The organism is Longicatena caecimuris, from assembly GCF_004341945.1.
Taxonomy (GTDB): domain Bacteria; phylum Bacillota_I; class Bacilli_A; order Erysipelotrichales; family Erysipelotrichaceae; genus Longicatena; species Longicatena caecimuris.
Window position 1 is genome coordinate 57,465 of record NZ_SMBP01000017.1, and the last position, 16,531, is coordinate 73,995.

20 protein-coding genes are annotated in these 16,531 nt (G+C 39.3%); 1 reads left to right on the top strand and 19 read right to left on the bottom strand.

What is annotated here, in order from left to right; genetic code table 11:
- Window positions 1–413 precede the first annotated feature (413 nt).
- The 11 genes from atpC to upp form a co-directional block, all read right to left on the bottom strand.
- Complete coding sequence (gene atpC, locus EDD61_RS10105) at window positions 414–806, bottom strand: ATP synthase F1 subunit epsilon (RefSeq protein ID WP_008690961.1); 393 nt, start codon at window positions 804–806, stop codon at window positions 414–416.
- 4 nt (window positions 807–810) lie between these two features.
- Window positions 811–2,211, bottom strand: a complete 1,401-nt coding sequence (gene atpD, locus EDD61_RS10110; RefSeq protein WP_008690960.1) for a F0F1 ATP synthase subunit beta — start codon at window positions 2,209–2,211, stop codon at window positions 811–813.
- A complete protein-coding gene (gene atpG / locus EDD61_RS10115; RefSeq protein ID WP_132225250.1) occupies window positions 2,211–3,068 on the bottom strand; it encodes an ATP synthase F1 subunit gamma in 858 nt (285 codons plus the stop codon). Before atpG ends, atpD begins: the two co-directional genes overlap by 1 nt.
- Before the next feature lie 3 nt (window positions 3,069–3,071).
- On the bottom strand, window positions 3,072–4,595 hold the full coding sequence (gene atpA / locus EDD61_RS10120; RefSeq protein ID WP_020991079.1) for a F0F1 ATP synthase subunit alpha: 1,524 nt from the start codon (window positions 4,593–4,595) through the stop codon (window positions 3,072–3,074).
- Between the two features lie 15 nt (window positions 4,596–4,610).
- A complete protein-coding gene (gene atpH, locus EDD61_RS10125) occupies window positions 4,611–5,159 on the bottom strand; it encodes an ATP synthase F1 subunit delta (protein ID WP_008690956.1) in 549 nt (182 codons plus the stop codon).
- On the bottom strand, window positions 5,147–5,665 hold the full coding sequence (gene atpF / locus EDD61_RS10130) for a F0F1 ATP synthase subunit B (RefSeq protein WP_008690955.1): 519 nt from the start codon (window positions 5,663–5,665) through the stop codon (window positions 5,147–5,149). The genes atpH and atpF overlap by 13 nt, the downstream gene beginning before the upstream one ends.
- A 151-nt stretch (window positions 5,666–5,816) precedes the next feature.
- On the bottom strand, window positions 5,817–6,065 hold the full coding sequence (gene atpE, locus EDD61_RS10135; protein WP_008690954.1) for an ATP synthase F0 subunit C: 249 nt from the start codon (window positions 6,063–6,065) through the stop codon (window positions 5,817–5,819).
- A gap of 38 nt (window positions 6,066–6,103) precedes the next feature.
- Complete coding sequence (atpB, locus tag EDD61_RS10140; RefSeq protein WP_008690953.1) at window positions 6,104–6,799, bottom strand: F0F1 ATP synthase subunit A; 696 nt, start codon at window positions 6,797–6,799, stop codon at window positions 6,104–6,106.
- Window positions 6,800–6,802: 3 nt separating this feature from the next.
- On the bottom strand, window positions 6,803–7,174 hold the full coding sequence (locus tag EDD61_RS10145) for a hypothetical protein (RefSeq protein ID WP_008690952.1): 372 nt from the start codon (window positions 7,172–7,174) through the stop codon (window positions 6,803–6,805).
- Window positions 7,164–7,355 carry an AtpZ/AtpI family protein gene (locus EDD61_RS10150; RefSeq protein ID WP_017144521.1) on the bottom strand — a complete coding sequence of 64 codons (192 nt, stop codon included), beginning with the start codon at window positions 7,353–7,355 and terminating at the stop codon, window positions 7,164–7,166. Before EDD61_RS10150 ends, EDD61_RS10145 begins: the two co-directional genes overlap by 11 nt.
- A gap of 1 nt (window position 7,356) precedes the next feature.
- A complete protein-coding gene (gene upp / locus EDD61_RS10155) occupies window positions 7,357–7,977 on the bottom strand; it encodes a uracil phosphoribosyltransferase (RefSeq protein WP_008690949.1) in 621 nt (206 codons plus the stop codon).
- Between the two features lie 610 nt (window positions 7,978–8,587).
- Here upp and EDD61_RS10160 point away from each other — a divergent pair.
- Window positions 8,588–9,658, top strand: coding sequence for an ATP-binding protein (locus tag EDD61_RS10160; RefSeq protein ID WP_207901026.1), 1,071 nt, complete (start codon window positions 8,588–8,590; stop codon window positions 9,656–9,658).
- Between the two features lie 474 nt (window positions 9,659–10,132).
- Here EDD61_RS10160 and EDD61_RS10165 read toward each other — a convergent pair whose 3' ends face one another.
- The 8 genes from EDD61_RS10165 to EDD61_RS13845 all read right to left on the bottom strand — a co-directional run.
- Entirely contained in the window at window positions 10,133–11,362 is a 1,230-nt protein-coding gene (locus EDD61_RS10165) for a serine hydroxymethyltransferase (protein ID WP_117547773.1), read from the bottom strand.
- A gap of 39 nt (window positions 11,363–11,401) precedes the next feature.
- Window positions 11,402–11,785, bottom strand: a complete 384-nt coding sequence (locus EDD61_RS10170) for a hypothetical protein (protein WP_008690944.1) — start codon at window positions 11,783–11,785, stop codon at window positions 11,402–11,404.
- Between the two features lie 14 nt (window positions 11,786–11,799).
- Window positions 11,800–12,534, bottom strand: a complete 735-nt coding sequence (locus EDD61_RS10175; protein ID WP_132225252.1) for a DUF5131 family protein — start codon at window positions 12,532–12,534, stop codon at window positions 11,800–11,802.
- A 51-nt stretch (window positions 12,535–12,585) separates the two neighbouring features.
- Complete coding sequence (gene rpiB / locus EDD61_RS10180) at window positions 12,586–13,026, bottom strand: ribose 5-phosphate isomerase B (protein ID WP_008690942.1); 441 nt, start codon at window positions 13,024–13,026, stop codon at window positions 12,586–12,588.
- A gap of 52 nt (window positions 13,027–13,078) precedes the next feature.
- Window positions 13,079–14,257, bottom strand: a complete 1,179-nt coding sequence (locus tag EDD61_RS10185) for an AfsR/SARP family transcriptional regulator (protein WP_008690941.1) — start codon at window positions 14,255–14,257, stop codon at window positions 13,079–13,081.
- Window positions 14,258–14,301: 44 nt separating this feature from the next.
- Window positions 14,302–14,913, bottom strand: a complete 612-nt coding sequence (locus EDD61_RS10190) for an L-threonylcarbamoyladenylate synthase (protein ID WP_008690940.1) — start codon at window positions 14,911–14,913, stop codon at window positions 14,302–14,304.
- A 140-nt stretch (window positions 14,914–15,053) separates the two neighbouring features.
- Window positions 15,054–15,992: a D-2-hydroxyacid dehydrogenase gene (locus tag EDD61_RS10195; RefSeq protein WP_132225254.1), complete on the bottom strand. Its 939-nt coding sequence runs from the start codon at window positions 15,990–15,992 to the stop codon at window positions 15,054–15,056.
- A gap of 110 nt (window positions 15,993–16,102) precedes the next feature.
- Window positions 16,103–16,531 (bottom strand): hypothetical protein (locus EDD61_RS13845; RefSeq protein ID WP_207901027.1); only part of this gene is annotated, 429 nt, incomplete at its 5' end.

Consider the following 16,531-nt stretch of genomic DNA (forward strand, 5'->3'; position numbering starts at 1 on the left):
AAGCAAAACGTTCTGTATTTCATATCGCAGAAATAGCAGATAATGTGTAATATCTTCATATAGGTCTATTAGATTATAGAAATGTCTTTGGACTAATTAAATATGGAGTTGAAAATCAATCTTTCCTAATTTCCATTCATTTAAATTTTACTGTCTTGTTAAAGGTATGCCTGCGGTCGTACAAGAGTTTTCTTTATTTTGCGACGGTTTTCTATGGATTATGCCGATATAGTGCGATGTTTTTCCAATATTTTGACTACCTAACTGCGACGTTTTTCCATATTGTTACCTTTTTCTTTTCCTTCTATCCATACAAATTCCTTATACCATAAGACTTTAGCGTACATTCTTCTTTTCCAACACAACATAAAAAGACGTATGCACTCTCGAAGAGTTTCATACGTCAATATGACTTATCCATTATAAACATGAATACGATTGATAGCTTTGGCAAGGGCAACCTCTGCACGTTTGATATTTGTGCGGCTGTCTTGCTTTTTCAAACGCGCTTCCGCACGTTCCTTTGCCCGTTTTGCTCGTTCAATATCTATTTCTTCACGACCTTCTACGGCATCTGTCAAAATGCGCATTTCATTATCCGCAAACTGTAACAAACCACCGGCCAAAGCATAATCCTTTTGTTCCTTATGCTCGCTCAAGGTACATTTGCATGTCTTTAACATTGCCACGATTGGCATATGATTGGAAAGAATGGTTGTTTCACCATCTACCGTTGTGACATGCACAGCCTCCACTTCACCCTCTTTATACAAACCAAGAGGAGTAATGATTTTCAGCTTGATCATAGGACTAGCCTTCCATCGCTTTGGCTTTTTCTACCACTTCTTCAATAGTGGAAGCGAACATGAAGGCCTGTTCCGGTAAGTCATCATACTTGCCATCTAGCAGCTCTTTAAAACTGCGTACCGTATCTTCACGAGATACGTAGCATCCTTTGATACCGGAGAATACTTCGGCAACATGGAATGGCTGTGACAGGAAGTTACGTACACGACGGGCACGGTTAACGATGATCTTATCTTCTTCACTTAATTCATCCATACCTAAGATAGCGATGATATCCTGTAATTCTTTATATCTCTGTAAGATTTGCTGTACACCACGGGCTACCTCATAATGTTCCTCACCCACCACTAATGGATCGAGGATACGAGAGCTAGATTCCAATGGATCAACAGCCGGGTAGATACCCAATGCCGCAATGTCACGATCCAATACGGTTTTAGCATCCAAATGGGTAAATGCCGTTGCTGGTGCGGGGTCTGTCAAGTCATCGGCAGGTACGTAGATGGCCTGTACGGAAGTGATGGAACCATCCTTCGTAGATGTGATACGTTCCTGTAACTGTCCCATTTCCGTTGCCAATGTTGGCTGATAACCTACGGCACTTGGCATACGTCCTAACAGCGCACTTACTTCTGAACCAGCCTGTGTGAAACGGAAGATATTGTCGATAAACAATAACACATCCTGATGTTCAACATCACGGAAGTATTCCGCCATCGTTAAGCCGGTCAAACCAACACGCATTCTGGCACCTGGAGATTCATTCATCTGTCCATATACCAGAACGGTTTTATCAAGGACACCACTGTCCTTCATTTCATGATACATGTCGTTACCTTCACGGGTTCTTTCCCCAACACCGGTAACAACGGATTTACCACCATGTTCCTTGGCAATATTGTGAATCAATTCTTGAATCAATACGGTTTTACCTACACCGGCACCACCGAACAGACCAATCTTACCACCTTTGGAATATGGGCACAAAAGGTCGATAACCTTAATACCGGTTTCCAACATTTCCGCAGATGTCTGTTGTTCATCAAAGCTTGGTGCTTTGCGATGAATAGGCAGACGTTTGCTTGTCTTTACTTCGCCTAAACCATCAATTTCGCGGCCTAAGACATTAAACATTCTTCCTAAGACTTCATCTCCGACAGGTACTTGAATCGGTGCGCCTGTATCGATGGCATCCATGCCACGTACTAAACCATCCGTACCACCCATGGCAATACAGCGTACCCGTTCATCGCCGATATGCTGTGCCACTTCGACAATCAGAGAGTCTTGATTTTTCAAAGGGATTTCGATTGCGCTCAACAGTTGTGGTAATTCGCCGTTTTCAAAAGCAACGTCAACTACCGGACCGATGACCTGCACAATTTTTCCTGTGTTTTTACTCATCAACTGCTCACTCCTTCCATTGCGTTGACACCGCCGACGATTTCTGTGATTTCCTGTGTAATGGCGGCCTGTCTAGCCTGGTTGAATTGTAATTCCAGTGTTTCCTTAATTTCTTCAGCGTTATCTGTAGCGCTTTCCATAGCCATACGGCGACTTGCCTGTTCACTTGTTTTAGTTTCCAGGAAATAGCTGTATAACAGAGATCTGACATACATCGGAACCAAGGTATCAAGAATTTGATCACCCGCTGGTTCAAAGATTGTCAGAGCGCTTGTTTTCTTTTCACGTTCCTTATCCTTTTCTACCGGCAACAAGGTTACTAACTGCGGCTCAAAGCTGACAGAGTTCACAAAGTGAGTATACAGGATACGGATTTCGGATATTTCTTTCTTGCGGTATAAGTCCAATGCATGATCGGCAATGGTTACCAGTTCACTGTAACAGTCATCTTCAAAGTCTGTTTCTTCCATCACGACATGGAAATCCTTATTACGGCTCCAATTGACACCGCGACTTCCTATCATGACAAAATCACCGACATTGCCAATGTCATTCAACAGCATGCGAAAGATATTCGCATTATAGCCGCCACATAAGCCCATATCACTTGTAAAAACGATGGTGAATGGTTTTACGCCTTCATTTTTACTTAAATAAGGATGGCGGGAATGTTCTATGGAAGACAGGATTTCTTGCACCGTTTCTTTTAAATAATGGGCATATTCCCGATTTTCTTCCATGTACTGTTTTTGTTTTTTCAGCTTACTGGTCGCCACTAGCTGCATCGCCTTGGTAATCTTTTTGGTAGATTCTACTGAGCGGATGCGCGCTTTGATTTCCAGTTTTCCAGCTGCCATAGACTATCCTTCCAGCATGTTCTTGAATTCTGTTTCAAAAGAAGTCAAGGCATCCTTGATACGCTGTGACAAGGCATCGTCTAACGCCTGCTGTTCATCAATATCATGGATGATGTCCGCATGTTCACGTTCCATATATTTTAACATTTCTTTTTCATACAGTTTGACCTGTTCTACCTTCACAGGCTTCAAGAATTTATGTTTTGCCGCAAATAAAGATAATACCTGATGGGCAACCGGCATTGGTTCATACTGGTTCTGTATCAGTAATTGTGTTAAGCGTTCCCCATGTGCCAATGTTTCAGTCGTAGCAGCATCTAAGTCACTACCGAATTTCGCAAAGGCCTGCATTTCACGGAACTGTGCTAATTCCAGTTTTAAGCTTCCGCTGACCTGCTTCATGGCTTTGATCTGGGCTGCACTACCAACACGGGATACCGATAAACCACTGTCTACCGCAGGACGTACACCGCTGTTAAACAATTCTGTCTGTAAGAAGATCTGTCCATCGGTGATAGAAATAACGTTGGTAGGAATATAAGCAGAAATATCCCCTGCCTGCGTTTCAATAATTGGCAGTGCGGTTAAACTTCCTGCACCTAATTCATCGTTCAGCTTCGCTGCACGCTCTAACAGACGGCTATGCAAATAGAAGACATCCCCTGGATAGGCTTCACGTCCTGGTGGACGTTTTAACAACAAGGACATGGTACGATAAGCAACCGCATGCTTACTTAAATCATCATAGATGATTAAGACATCGTCACCGTTTTCCATCCATTCTTCCCCAATCGCACATCCTGCATATGGAGCAATGTATTGCAAAGGCGCCGGTTCACTAGCGGTAGAAGATACGATTGTCGTATATTCCATAGCACCATGTTTTCTTAATTTTTCTACGATTTGGGCAACCGTACTGGCTTTCTGTCCGATTGCTACATAAATACATTTTACATTCTTACCTTTTTGGTTGATGATCGTATCAATGGCAATCGCTGTTTTACCTGTCTGGCGATCCCCGATGATCAACTCACGCTGCCCTTTTCCGATTGGGATCATAGAGTCAATGATCTTCAAACCTGTCTGAATTGGCTGATGAACACTTTTACGTGTCATAACACCGGGAGCAACACGCTCTACCGGACGGTATTTTTCACTGACAATAGGAGCACCGCCATCAATCGCCTGTCCTAAGGCATTGACAACTCTTCCTAACATCATATCACCAACAGGAACTTCTACGATCTTTCCTGTACGCTTTACTTCGTCGCCCTCTTTGATTCCCTCATCATCACCTAACAATACGGCTCCGACATGTTCCTCTTCAAGGTTCAATACCATTCCATACACATCGTGTGGGAACAGTAACAGTTCTCCAGACATTGCATTATTCAGACCATGGACTAACGAGATACCATCACCAATCGTGATGACGGTGCCGGTTTCTCCGACCTCCAGCTCATCATCGTAGCGCCGTATCTGTTCCTTGATCAGTTTGCTGATTTCTTCTGGCTTTAAACTCACCATATTCACCTCACTTGCTTATTGTGTTTCAGATACGTTCAAAACGGTACGTTTCAGACGCTGTAGTCTGCCTAATGCCGTATTGTCGATAATCTGATCGTTTATTTTGATGCGGATGCCGGCAATCAGATCTTTATCTGTTGACAGCACGAAATCTACTTTTTTCTGCAGTTTCTTTTCGAGTGTTTCTTTCAGCTTCGCAATTTCTTCCTTCTGTAATGGTGTTGCACTCTTCACGTGTACCACCTGAATGTTATTAAAGTCATTGTAAGCCTTATTGTATTCTCTGCGAATCTCTTCAATTTTAGCGAAACGTCCTTTATCAATCAGCAGTTTTAAAAAGTTTAACAGCATATGGTCAATCTGCTTTCCATAGATTGTTTCCAACATGCCTTTCTTTTCTTCCTTACTGATTTTCGGATGTGCCATGACAGCACGGAATTCATCATCCTGCTTCACACTGTCTGCCACCACATTCAGCTGTTCTTTATATACATCCAGCTTTTGATCTTCTTGTGCCAGCGCAAACAATGCATCACAGTAATTCTTACTGACTATGCCTGCCATGTGTCATCACCTGCGTGTTCAATAAATTCATCCACATACTTCTGCTGTTGTTTCTCATCCAGCTCCTTCTCAATGATCTTGCTGGCAGCTTCAAATGCTACATCCGTAATCGTCTGTTTCATTTCTTTCTGTGCCTGAACTTTTTCACGCTCAATATCCTGCATTGCTTTTGTTTTTAATCCATCCGCTTCATCTCTGGCTTTAGCAAGAATTTCTTTCTTCTCAGCCGTCGCATTGCGTTTTGCGGTTTCCAGGATCTCATGAGCATCGCTTTTGGCATTTGCCATCTGCGTTTCATACTGTACTTTATAATCTTCACCCGCTTTGCGTGCATCGCTGCCCGCTTGGATATCTGCTGCGATTGCATCGTGGCGTTTCTGGAAATAATCCGTGATGACATCCCAGAAAAAATGCTTGGCAACCAGACAGATGATCAAGGTTGAAATACAGACAAGAGCCATATCCACAGGGTTTATTCGCAGGTAATTGGTAATGTCGATATTCATCTGCTAAACCTCCTTATGGTTGTGAATCTTACGAAAATTCATATAAAAGTCATGCCTATGTAAAAGATATTTTCTTCATGCAGAGGGTTCTTTCCCTAATAGCAAAACTTGCTTACTTTCTGCATGCGCATGACCTTGCAGGATCTTACGCTTAACCTTTCAGGAAAATCAGCAGCAATGCGATGATCAATGCATAGATACCAGTTGTTTCGGCCATCGCGATACCTAATACCATGATAGAACGAATCTTACCGGCAGCTTCTGGATTGCGGCCTACGGATTCAGCACCTTTACTAGCGGCAATACCCTGACCAATACCAGGACCAAGACCAGCAATCATTGCAATACCAGCACCTAACAGTGCCATACCTTGTACGAAAAATTCATTAAATTCAGCCATTTTCATTTCCTCCTATTACTAATTTGCAAACAGCTTTTTTATTCTTCTTCATCGGCATACGATTCACTCAAGAAGAAACTTGCCAATGTGAAGAAGATGTAGGTCTGAATCAGACCTGAGAAAATATCGAAATACGCATGCAGGAATGGCGTAAAGGATAAACCTAGTACACCAAACGGCATCAGCGATTCCATCAGTGTGTAAACAAGACCGGTAATAATGGTACCTGCCAACAGGTTACCAAACAAACGCAGTGACAGTGAAACCGGTAATGCCAGATCACCAAGGATGTTTAACGGTAAGAATAAGAAGATAGGATCACACAGCTCCTTAAATCTTCCAATCACACCTTTTTCCTTGAGTCCGACGAATTGAATCAGCAAGAACATCATAACAGCCAGTGTCACATTAACACTTAAGTTTGATGTCGGTGGCTGTAATCCTATCAGCCCCAGTAAGTTACTAGGAGCCATCATAAAGATCAGTGTTCCAAAGAAGGGCAGATAAAACTTCGTACGTGCCTTAAGGTTATCGGATATAATACCGGTACCCAATTTGGCGACACATTCACATACAAGCACAAAGCCTTTCGGTGCCTGTGTTGGATCTGCTTTCTTTATCTTATTACCTGCAATAATGAAAAAGACAGATAATAGCACACACAGAATCAGCCAGTTCACAATGGATGGGTGCAGCTGAATCGTCATATCACCTATCCGGATTACAAATTCCACGAATCAATCCTCCTTTCTGTGTAGAAATACATATATAAGAATTGCCCCTTTATGAAGCAGCATTCCTGCCAAAAGTGCCAAAACATGTACGCCTCGCCATGCGGCTAACGCAAAGATCAGTGTATAAATGGCATAGCGTTTTACATAGCTGCTGTAACCTTTTGCCTTGGGATTGCCATATAATTCAATGGTGTTGCTCATGTGCGTGATCATCGAGAAACCGATGATACCGGTGAGTGCACCAATCAAAATACCGGCACCGATATCTTTGAAATGCCCTTGAAAAAGCATGAGTGAGATACCACAGCTGACAAGTGCTAAAGCAAGCGTAATACGGCGGATTTCTTTTCCCATCTGTGAAGTTTCATCCATCATGCTCACTCATTCCTTTCATCAGCAGATAAAAATTAGCAATGATTGCATATGCCAGCAACAGCAACAAAATGATTGGTGTTGTATGAAGCTTTTCATCTAGCCACATACCAATCAAAACGGCTAACAGACAGCTTAACAGCATCGTCATCATAAAGCGAACGGCCTTATAATAGTCCTTCATGTTACTTTGTACCGAAGATTCTATCTCCTGCATCACCAAGACCCGGTACGATATAGCCATGTTCATTTAGCTTCTCATCTAATGCAGCTAAGTAAATATCCACTTCCGGATGTGCTTCTTCCACAGCTTTTACACCTTCCGGTGCACCTACCAAACAAACCAGGCGAATATTTTTTGCGCCCTGTTTCTTCACCATATCAATGGCAGCATTAGCACTTCCTCCTGTTGCCAGCATTGGATCAACGATCATCACAACCGCATCCTTCACATTTTTAGGATATTTTTCAAAATACGTATGAGGTTCTAATGTTTCCTCATCGCGATACAAGCCGATATGCGCAATCTTAACGGTTGGAATCAGATTGGCAATACCATTCACCATGCCCAGACCAGCACGCAGAATCGGTACTAATACGATATCCTTTGCCAGCTCTTTGGTCGTGTAGGGAGAAACCGGTGTTTCAATGTCTACGGTACGCAAAGGCAAATCGCGGGAAATCTCATATGCCATCAAACCGGCAATTTCATCAAGATTGGCCCGAAAGTCTTTGGTTCCGCATTCCTTCCTGCGCATCTGCGTAAGCTTATGCGTAATCAGGGGATGTTCTAAAACTTTCAACATGTTACTTCTCCTATTCTTTTCTTTGCGCAGTATACACTTTACCATATCTGCGTCATTTGATTAGCAGACAAATTTGACATTATGTCAAAATTCAGCTTATCTGCGTCTTTTTTATTATACCATGGATGTCCTGTTTTTAACGATAAAAGCTTAATTTTCTGGCACAAAAATGTTGCTTTACAATAGATGTGTTACAGATTCGCTTAACCAAAAACAAGAACTGAATGATTCATCTATATAAGACTTATTTTTCAGTTCTCTTACAAGCTTCTTTCTTTGCGATTTTTTGAATTATACTTATGTTAATGAACGAGCTCTGGGTGCGTTAACAATAAAACCAAGATGGCCGCGGCAAATGAAATACTTTCGGTTTCAATCTGTAAATACTTTATTTCCCAATAATACTGTGTAGGAATACATACTGCCTGTTGCAAAGAGGAAATAAAGCTTTCGATACTGTTTCATAAACAATGAAAGGAATCGATTTATTGAAATGTCATAAAAATGGATGAATTTTTTTATTGAAATGTCATATTTTTATCAATAAATTTCTATTGAAATGTCAATGCTTTCGTATTATAACAAGCTTGACAAGCAAGGAGGTATACTTATGCTATATCGAAAAATCGCTTCCGTAATCGAAAATCACCTTTCTTTGAAAACAAATAAAATACTTTTAATTGATGGCGCACGTCAAGTAGGAAAAACCTTTATTATTCGCCATGTTGGAAAAAAGATGTATGATAATTTCATTGAAATTAATATGATTGAAGATCGTTTACAAAACCAATTATTTAAAAATGTAAAAACTGTTGAAGATTTTTATCTTCAGGTTAGCATGCTTGCTGGTTCTCAAATGAAAGAGAAAGAGAACACCTTAATATTCATTGATGAAATACAAGCATATCCCCATCTACTAACCCTTTTAAGATTTTTATCACAAGATGACAAATTCACCTATATTGCCAGTGGTTCACTATTAGACGTTACCTTATCAAACACTTCCTCTATTCCTATGGGCAGCATACGTAAAATCAGAATGTGTCCTTTAGATTTTGAAGAATTTATACGTGTCCTAGGATTGAATGATCTTGCATTATCTATATTAGAAAATAAATTTAACCATCTTGAAACACTTGATGAGACCATGCATGATAAAATGATGGATTTATTTCGTAAATATCTACTTGTGGGAGGGCTCCCCGATGTCATTAACACGTATCTAGAAACCAAAAATATTCAAGCAGTTAGAGAAGTTCAAAATGAAATATATGAGTATTATAAAAGTGACGCTTCAAAGTATGATACAGAAAACAAACTTAAAATCAGCAGAATTTATGATTTAATACCATCTAATATGGAAAACAAAAAGAAACGTGTCGTCATACAAAACATTGAAAATAAAAGAGGAAAAACCTTCCAAAATTATATAGATGAGTTTGATTATTTGATTAGTGCCGGTATCGCACTTCCTGGACAGGCAATTGCTAATCCGGTTTTTCCATTCATAGCATCTTGCGGAAAAAATCTATTAAAACTTTATTTGAATGATATTGGTCTATTAACCGCTATCCTATATGGCAATAACATTCGCACTATTCTCGATGATGAAAAAAGCATAAATTTAGGTGCAGTCTATGAAAGTGTTGTTGCGAGTGAACTAATAGCACATGGTTATTAACTATATTATTTTGATAATAGAAGCAAAGGTGAAGTAGACTATTTAATTGATGATTATGAAAGTTTGTCAGTAATTCCTCTTGAAGTAAAATCCGGAAAAGACTATACCGTGCATAGTGCTTTAAATCCCTTAACAAAAAATAACAATTATCCTATTAAAAAAGCTTATGTACTATCGAATGAAAGAGAGATCATACAGAAAAATAACATCACTTATATTCCGATCTATAACATCATGTTCTTTCAACGTGATAAAGTTATAAATGAGAATCAACTACTTTTTTTAAAAGGGTAATAAAGAGAATGGTTTTATTTACATTCTTTTTTTCTGAAAAAACTGCATGGTTTCAGTGGATTTTTGGCAAAAAAGCTTGCCCTATAATATGAATTCAAATTGTAGCTTATACAAACAATCTTAATGAACTATCTTTATTTGCGTGAAAAAAGGATAAAGCCTTAACCTTATCCTATCTGCTTATTTTTCATTAGGTAAAGGGAACTTTACGGTCAATTCTCGTACCTCTTTTAATACTTGTTTGCGTACAGTTTCATCATCCGCATGCTTTAACACGCGGGAAATCCATAAAGCTACCTGTTTAAATTCTTCTTCCTTAAATCCTCTGGTAGTCATCGCCGCACTTCCTAAACGGATGCCGCTTGTCACGAATGGTTTTTCTGTTTCAAACGGAATTGTGTTTTTGTTACAAGTGATGCCTGCTTCATCTAAGAGCTTTTCTGCCTCTTTCCCAGACATGCCAATACTAGATTTTACATCCACCAAGATCAGATGATTATCGGTACCACCACTTACGATGCGAAAGCCTTCTGCCTGCAAAGTATCACTCATGATCTTACAGTTTTTAATAATTTGTTGTGCATATGTTTGGAAAGATGGTTGTAAGGCTTCATAAAAGCACACTGCTTTAGCAGCTATAATATGCATCAATGGGCCACCCTGCATACCAGGGAAGACTTTCTTATCCAATAGTGCCGCATATTTTTCTTTACATAAGATCATGCCTCCGCGCGGACCACGTAAGGTTTTATGTGTAGTTGTAGTCACAAAATCAGCATAAGGCACCGGACTAGGATGAAGATTAGCCGCCACAAGTCCGGCAATATGAGCCATATCCACCATAAAGTAAGCCCCTACTTCATCAGCAATCTCTCTGAATTTCTGAAAATCAATGATTCTTGGATAAGCACTTGCCCCTGCGACAATCAATTTTGGCTTATATTGCAAGGCTTTTTCTCTAACATCCTCATAATCAATGGTTTCCCCATCTTTGGTAACCCCATAATCAACAAAATTATATAATGTACCGCTGAAGTTTAACGGATGTCCATGTGTTAAATGTCCTCCGGCAGTTAAGTTCATACCTAAAACTGTATCCCCTGGTTCTAACAGTGCCATGTAAACACCCATATTCGCCTGTGAACCACTATGTGGCTGTACATTCGCATGTTCTGCATGGAACAATTCTTTTGCCCGTTCTCTGGCAATATCTTCCACTTCATCTACATTCACACAACCGCCGTAATAACGTTTATGTGGGTAACCTTCTGCATATTTATTCGTTAAGATACTGCCTGCTGCGGCTAATACATCCGCGGATACATAATTCTCTGATGCAATCAATTCAATGTTGTAAAGCTGTCTTTCTGTTTCCTTTGCAATCGCTTCGGCAATTCTTTTATCGTTCATAGTGTGTCCTCCGTTTTCTCTTATTTTATCACAAATCCTTTATTCGTCACCTACTGCGCTCTGAAAACTTTTTGAAAAATATTTTCGGATAATAAAGATGATCGCAACAGCTAAGACACCAATCAGATTTTCCATGGCACTTTCATGCGAAATGATGATCTGACGAGCTACTGCATAAAGCAATACTTCAATCACCGATTCCGGCGTATGCAACAATAACATCTTCACAAACTCAATTGCCACAACAATTGTCAGTACACCGCTTAAAAAGTGTTCTAACTGAAAATCTCCTGCTATGACTAAGGCGGTCGTATCCAACAATGCCATTCCTGCCGCGATAACGATTGCCACCATCAAACATAAGGCTACGCTGAATTCTAAAAGTTTGGTAAACCGTAATAATCGTGTGTTTAAATTCTTCATTTTCCTCTCCTACGTTATTTCTTAAAATTAGGATATACAGCAAGATAATCGATGTTTGCTTTTCTTGCTTGGGTAAGTTGCTGTTTACGTGGTATATGATAACAGATTCCATCTTTCACAAAGCGTGCACCGGTCTGCTTGAAATAAAAAGGAATCTTTTTATTTAAACATTGTTCTCTTAGATGTAAGATCCATGCATAATCGCACATTCTTGCCTCATCGCCGCTTTCTCCTCCGGCAGTTACCTGCTCGATACGCTCATCCAACCATAACGTAAGATCTATGTCCTCTAACAGCGGCTCACAGATCAATTCTTTATGACGAATGGGTAGTTCCATGTAGACGGGCAGTCTGCGTTCAGCCTCTATTTGATTTTCAATCGTCGCACAAATAGTTACATTCTCATAACCGCTTTGCCAATCATCCGGCAAGTTTGGCAAAATTCTTTCCACACGTTTTGTAATCATATAAAAATGTAGATCTGAACGTTGTTTCATGAAGCTCCATGCTTCCTTGCGCCATGCATCTGCCTCTTCCACAAAGAAATCAGAGCTAAAGCAAGTATAGACAACACCTTCCTGTATCTTCCAGGAACCATCTTTTTTCTTTTTCACAGGCAAAGCGAAATCTTTCGTCTTTTTTACAACACTACTATCTCTTCCATAGCGCTCATCCATCCGATATACATAACAATTTGCACAACCGGCACTGTATTTATGACAGCCATGCCAAGGGTTCCATAAAGTCATATTTGTTTTCTTTCACTAGGCAAAGAGCTGCCTTTATCAGCAGCTCTCACTTTATTTTTCTAATGCCATCACTTTATCAATACGACGCTGATGACGTTCTGCATGCGAGAATTCCGTGTTCAACCAAACATGAACAATTTCCTTCATCACAGCTTCTCCGGTTACCAGCTGACCGAGTGCTAATACATTTGTGTCATTATGCTCTCTAGTTAAGCGTGCGCTCACCGGATCAGATACTAACGCACAGCGAATACCTTTGATCTTGTTTGCGGTAATACTTACGCCAATACCGGTACTGCATATTACAATTCCTCGATCATTCTTACCATTCGCTACAGACTGTGCAGCAGGTGCTGCATAATCAGGATAATCTACGGATTCCTTACTATGACAGCCAAAGTCTTCAATCTCATGTCCTTCCTCAGACAACATTTTCTTAATGAGTTCCTTATACTCATAAGCTCCATGATCACAAGCTAATGCAATTTTCATAACGATAACCTCCCATATTTCCTATTCAGCTAACCTATTTCCTATGCGAAATTTATCCAATTTCTTTCGCATCAAAGCACAAACAAACACCTTCATCTGTATTCTCACTGTTGAATTTGCCCTGGACACGCTTTAATGCCACCATACAGTTTTCAAGTGATGGTACTTGTAATACTGCGGCATACGTTAACGCAGAACAATGGCAGAATACATCATTTCTGCGCAAGTTATGATACAACACTTCCTTTAACAATGCGCTGGCTTTACGCACTGCTACTTCATTCGTCTTAGACACCATCTTTAACTGTAACATGACGATATAACTGACAACTCCACGTGATGATGCACGAACATGCACCTGATATAAATTACGGAAAATTTCAGCATCACAATAAAAGGCTCCATTGCGATATATTTCCTCATTTAAATCTCCTATCAATTCTTGAATACTCTCTGGCTCATCTTTATGGAATTTTAATAATTCATGATGAATATTCGTGATGTTCGGTGTTAGTTCAATATTAAATGTACTACTATATAGTTCCACAATTTTATGATAATACGTAATAGCTTGCGAATATTGCTTTACTTCATAAAAAGCCTTTAATTTAACTTCCATTAATTCTGGGAAGATAAAATGTTTAAATTCTGCATATTCACAAATTTTCAATACACGATCATAATCTTTTTCCTGTTCACATAGTTTGCATCCATGTAATAAAGCACGCTGAATCATATCTTTATAATAACGGCGTTTTACTAAAATCCATTCTTCATCAAAGTCATGTAAAAAAGCCATTCCATATGTATTCAGTAAATGCTGACATTTATCACACATCGTTGAAGCATCTTTGATATTTTCAATATCCTCACATGCTTTTTCAAGACGGACGATATCAATATCCCATGGTATTGCATTGTTCCAGGAATACGTATTACCTTTTGATAAGATACAAGAATGTTTTCGCTCTCTGCAAAATGGCTCCAATTCCTTACGTGCACGATAAATCAGATTTCGCAAGGCCCCTTCCGGATTTTCACTGATGCCATTTGGCCATAAAACTTCAATCAATGCCTCTTTCGTTAAAGAAGTATGACGATACATGATTAAATAAGCAATTAAGATAATCAATTGTGTGCTTTTTTTGACTTTATTAGGAAATTGAAATTCTTTATTTTCAATCGAAAACTCACCCAGCAAATGAATCTTTATTGGTCTTTCTTTTTTCATTTCATGTATAGGATGATAATTTCATCCTTCTCCTTTCTGTCGTGTTAGTCTTGCAGGACTTCGCGAATTCGTTTTTCGCTGATAGGTCCTTCTCTTACAATGCGTAATTCATCGGTACTCATATCCACGATAGTACTTGCCTTACTGCCTCCACTTTCGCCAACTACGATAGCATCAATTCGTCCATCCAGCTGTTTTAATACCCCCTCTGCTGTTTCTTGCGGTTCTTCACCACTTAGATTAGCACTAGTCACAAGCAATGGTTTCTCACAGAGATCAATCAGATGTAGTATGATGTCATCATCCGGCATGCGTATTCCTACCGTATCAAATCCATTTGTCAAATATGCAGGAAGGTGTTCTTTCTTCTTAAGAATCATCGTAAAGCCTCCCGGCATAAATTCCTCCGCAAGTTTTCTTGCGTCTTCACTCATATAGGCGATTTCTTCCATTTGTCGGAAATTTGAAACCATGGTAGGGATTGGTTTATTTTCTGGTCTTCCTTTACTTTTTTTAAGAGCTTCTAAGGCCGCTTCATTTTCATAAATGACAGCCAAACCATAAACCGTATCCGTAGGGAAGGCAACCACCTTTCCTTCTTTCAATAAATCAGCGATTGTTTCGATATCTTTTGCTTCATAACGCACAGTTTCCATTTTCTTCACCTTCTGTAGTTATTTTATCATATTATACGGCTTTTTTAATAAAATTTTTATTATCATTCCAATTCTATTATTATAAATATAGAAATACTTTTTATATCTTACAATTCAGATGGAAGTATCTTCTCCTTTTCTTAATAGCCTTCTTTTATATTCACAAGATTACAAAGTGCTTTTCCTTGTGCATAAGCCTCAAGATTTTGTATTAAAATATTTACATAACGCTCAAAAGATTCCGATAATTGAAAGGTACCTGAAATATGGGGTGTCAAAATGACATTTGTCTCTTTCCAGATAGGATGTTGCTGCGGCAACGGCTCCTGTTCCATTACATCTAATACCGCTCCTTTGATAGGATATGTATGAAGAGCTTCTAATAACTCATCTAACGACAGGGCATCTCCTCTTCCCACATTTACCAAAATAGCGTTTTCTTTCATTCTAGCATAATATTGCTTTTGAAAGATATGTCTTGTTTTTGCTGTGCTTGGTAAAGCCAATACGACAACATCAGCATGAGGTAAAAGTGTTTCTATTTCTTCTATACCATAAAGTTCATCAAAAGCCGTTAGGGGAAGCTTCGGATGACGATTAATGCCAATCGTATGTGCCCCCATCATCTTAACTTTCCCGGCAAATTCTTTTCCAAGATCACCTGTACCTACTACTAAAATCTTGGAACCGTAAATAGAAGAAATAGGTTCTTCCACTTGCCATAAATGCTTTTTTTGATGTTGCTGATAGAGATGTATATTACGCATAAGCATTAATATAGTACAAATCAGATATTCGCTGATCGCTAAACCAAAACTGCCACTGGCATTACATAAGCTGCATGACGAAGGAAGTTTATTTAAATATTGTTCATTTCCGGCTGTTTCCAATTGTAACAAGCGAAGATTTTCAGCGATTGATAAATACGTTAAAGGCACTTTCCCGGCAATCACCTCAGCCCAACGTATATCCTCTTCATTAACAGAGTCAGGGGTTTTTAAACGATATTCATAACACGCAGGTATTCTATTTAAATGATGTGGTTTCAATGCAGATAATAGTAATAAATGTTTTTTCATAACGGATTCCTCCCGTGTAAGTGTATCGTATTTTACCTATCTTGTGAATAGATAATGTCATCCTTGTAGAAAAGGTGGTCTTTTTCAATAAAGAATCCACCTTTCTTTGCTTATTGTTTTTCTTTTCTTCTACGTTTTAAACCATATGCCAATACAGCACCACCACTTAGCAATACCATCATGATCCATAATGTTCGCTGACTTGTATCACTTGTCTGTACTTCATCTTCTGGTTTTGGTTTTTCTGTAGTTAGTTTGCTTGGCGTCGCCGGTTTTTGTGGGTCTTCTTTGGGTGGTGTTGGTTCCGTATCTTCTTTCTTTACATAATATACCTTGATGATATTTTTACTTGCATCTTCACCTAAGGTCAATGGTATATTTTCCACCTTTTCAAATACGTACCCTTCCTTGTTCTTCTCCGGATAGGTTTCTACGATATCGCCAGCTTTTAAATCTGCGATGTTCTCTGTCTTGCTCTCATCCAGCTTGCCATCATAGAAGTATTGTACCTTTGCAATTGTTTTTGTTCTTGTGTAGTA

What these genes read in the sequence shown, in the direction of transcription:
- atpD (WP_008690960.1), bottom strand. Translation starts at nt 2,211, where the DNA reads ATGAGTAAAAACACAGGAAAAATTGTGCAGGTCATCGGTCCGGTAGTT.
- atpE (WP_008690954.1), bottom strand. Translation starts at nt 6,065, where the DNA reads ATGGCTGAATTTAATGAATTTTTCGTACAAGGTATGGCACTGTTAGGT.
- EDD61_RS10145 (WP_008690952.1), bottom strand. Translation starts at nt 7,174, where the DNA reads ATGATGGATGAAACTTCACAGATGGGAAAAGAAATCCGCCGTATTACG.
- EDD61_RS10165 (WP_117547773.1), bottom strand. Translation starts at nt 11,362, where the DNA reads ATGAACGATAAAAGAATTGCCGAAGCGATTGCAAAGGAAACAGAAAGA.
- rpiB (WP_008690942.1), bottom strand. Translation starts at nt 13,026, where the DNA reads ATGAAAATTGCATTAGCTTGTGATCATGGAGCTTATGAGTATAAGGAA.
- EDD61_RS10170 (WP_008690944.1), bottom strand. Translation starts at nt 11,785, where the DNA reads ATGAAGAATTTAAACACACGATTATTACGGTTTACCAAACTTTTAGAA.
- EDD61_RS10160 (WP_207901026.1), top strand. Translation starts at nt 8,588, where the DNA reads ATGCTATATCGAAAAATCGCTTCCGTAATCGAAAATCACCTTTCTTTG.
- atpH (WP_008690956.1), bottom strand. Translation starts at nt 5,159, where the DNA reads ATGGCAGGCATAGTCAGTAAGAATTACTGTGATGCATTGTTTGCGCTG.
- EDD61_RS10185 (WP_008690941.1), bottom strand. Translation starts at nt 14,257, where the DNA reads ATGAAAAAAGAAAGACCAATAAAGATTCATTTGCTGGGTGAGTTTTCG.
- EDD61_RS10195 (WP_132225254.1), bottom strand. Translation starts at nt 15,992, where the DNA reads ATGAAAAAACATTTATTACTATTATCTGCATTGAAACCACATCATTTA.
- EDD61_RS10175 (WP_132225252.1), bottom strand. Translation starts at nt 12,534, where the DNA reads ATGACTTTATGGAACCCTTGGCATGGCTGTCATAAATACAGTGCCGGT.
- EDD61_RS10190 (WP_008690940.1), bottom strand. Translation starts at nt 14,913, where the DNA reads ATGGAAACTGTGCGTTATGAAGCAAAAGATATCGAAACAATCGCTGAT.
- atpF (WP_008690955.1), bottom strand. Translation starts at nt 5,665, where the DNA reads ATGAATATCGACATTACCAATTACCTGCGAATAAACCCTGTGGATATG.
- atpG (WP_132225250.1), bottom strand. Translation starts at nt 3,068, where the DNA reads ATGGCAGCTGGAAAACTGGAAATCAAAGCGCGCATCCGCTCAGTAGAA.
- EDD61_RS10150 (WP_017144521.1), bottom strand. Translation starts at nt 7,355, where the DNA reads ATGAAGGACTATTATAAGGCCGTTCGCTTTATGATGACGATGCTGTTA.
- atpC (WP_008690961.1), bottom strand. Translation starts at nt 806, where the DNA reads ATGATCAAGCTGAAAATCATTACTCCTCTTGGTTTGTATAAAGAGGGT.
- atpA (WP_020991079.1), bottom strand. Translation starts at nt 4,595, where the DNA reads ATGGTGAGTTTAAAGCCAGAAGAAATCAGCAAACTGATCAAGGAACAG.
- upp (WP_008690949.1), bottom strand. Translation starts at nt 7,977, where the DNA reads ATGTTGAAAGTTTTAGAACATCCCCTGATTACGCATAAGCTTACGCAG.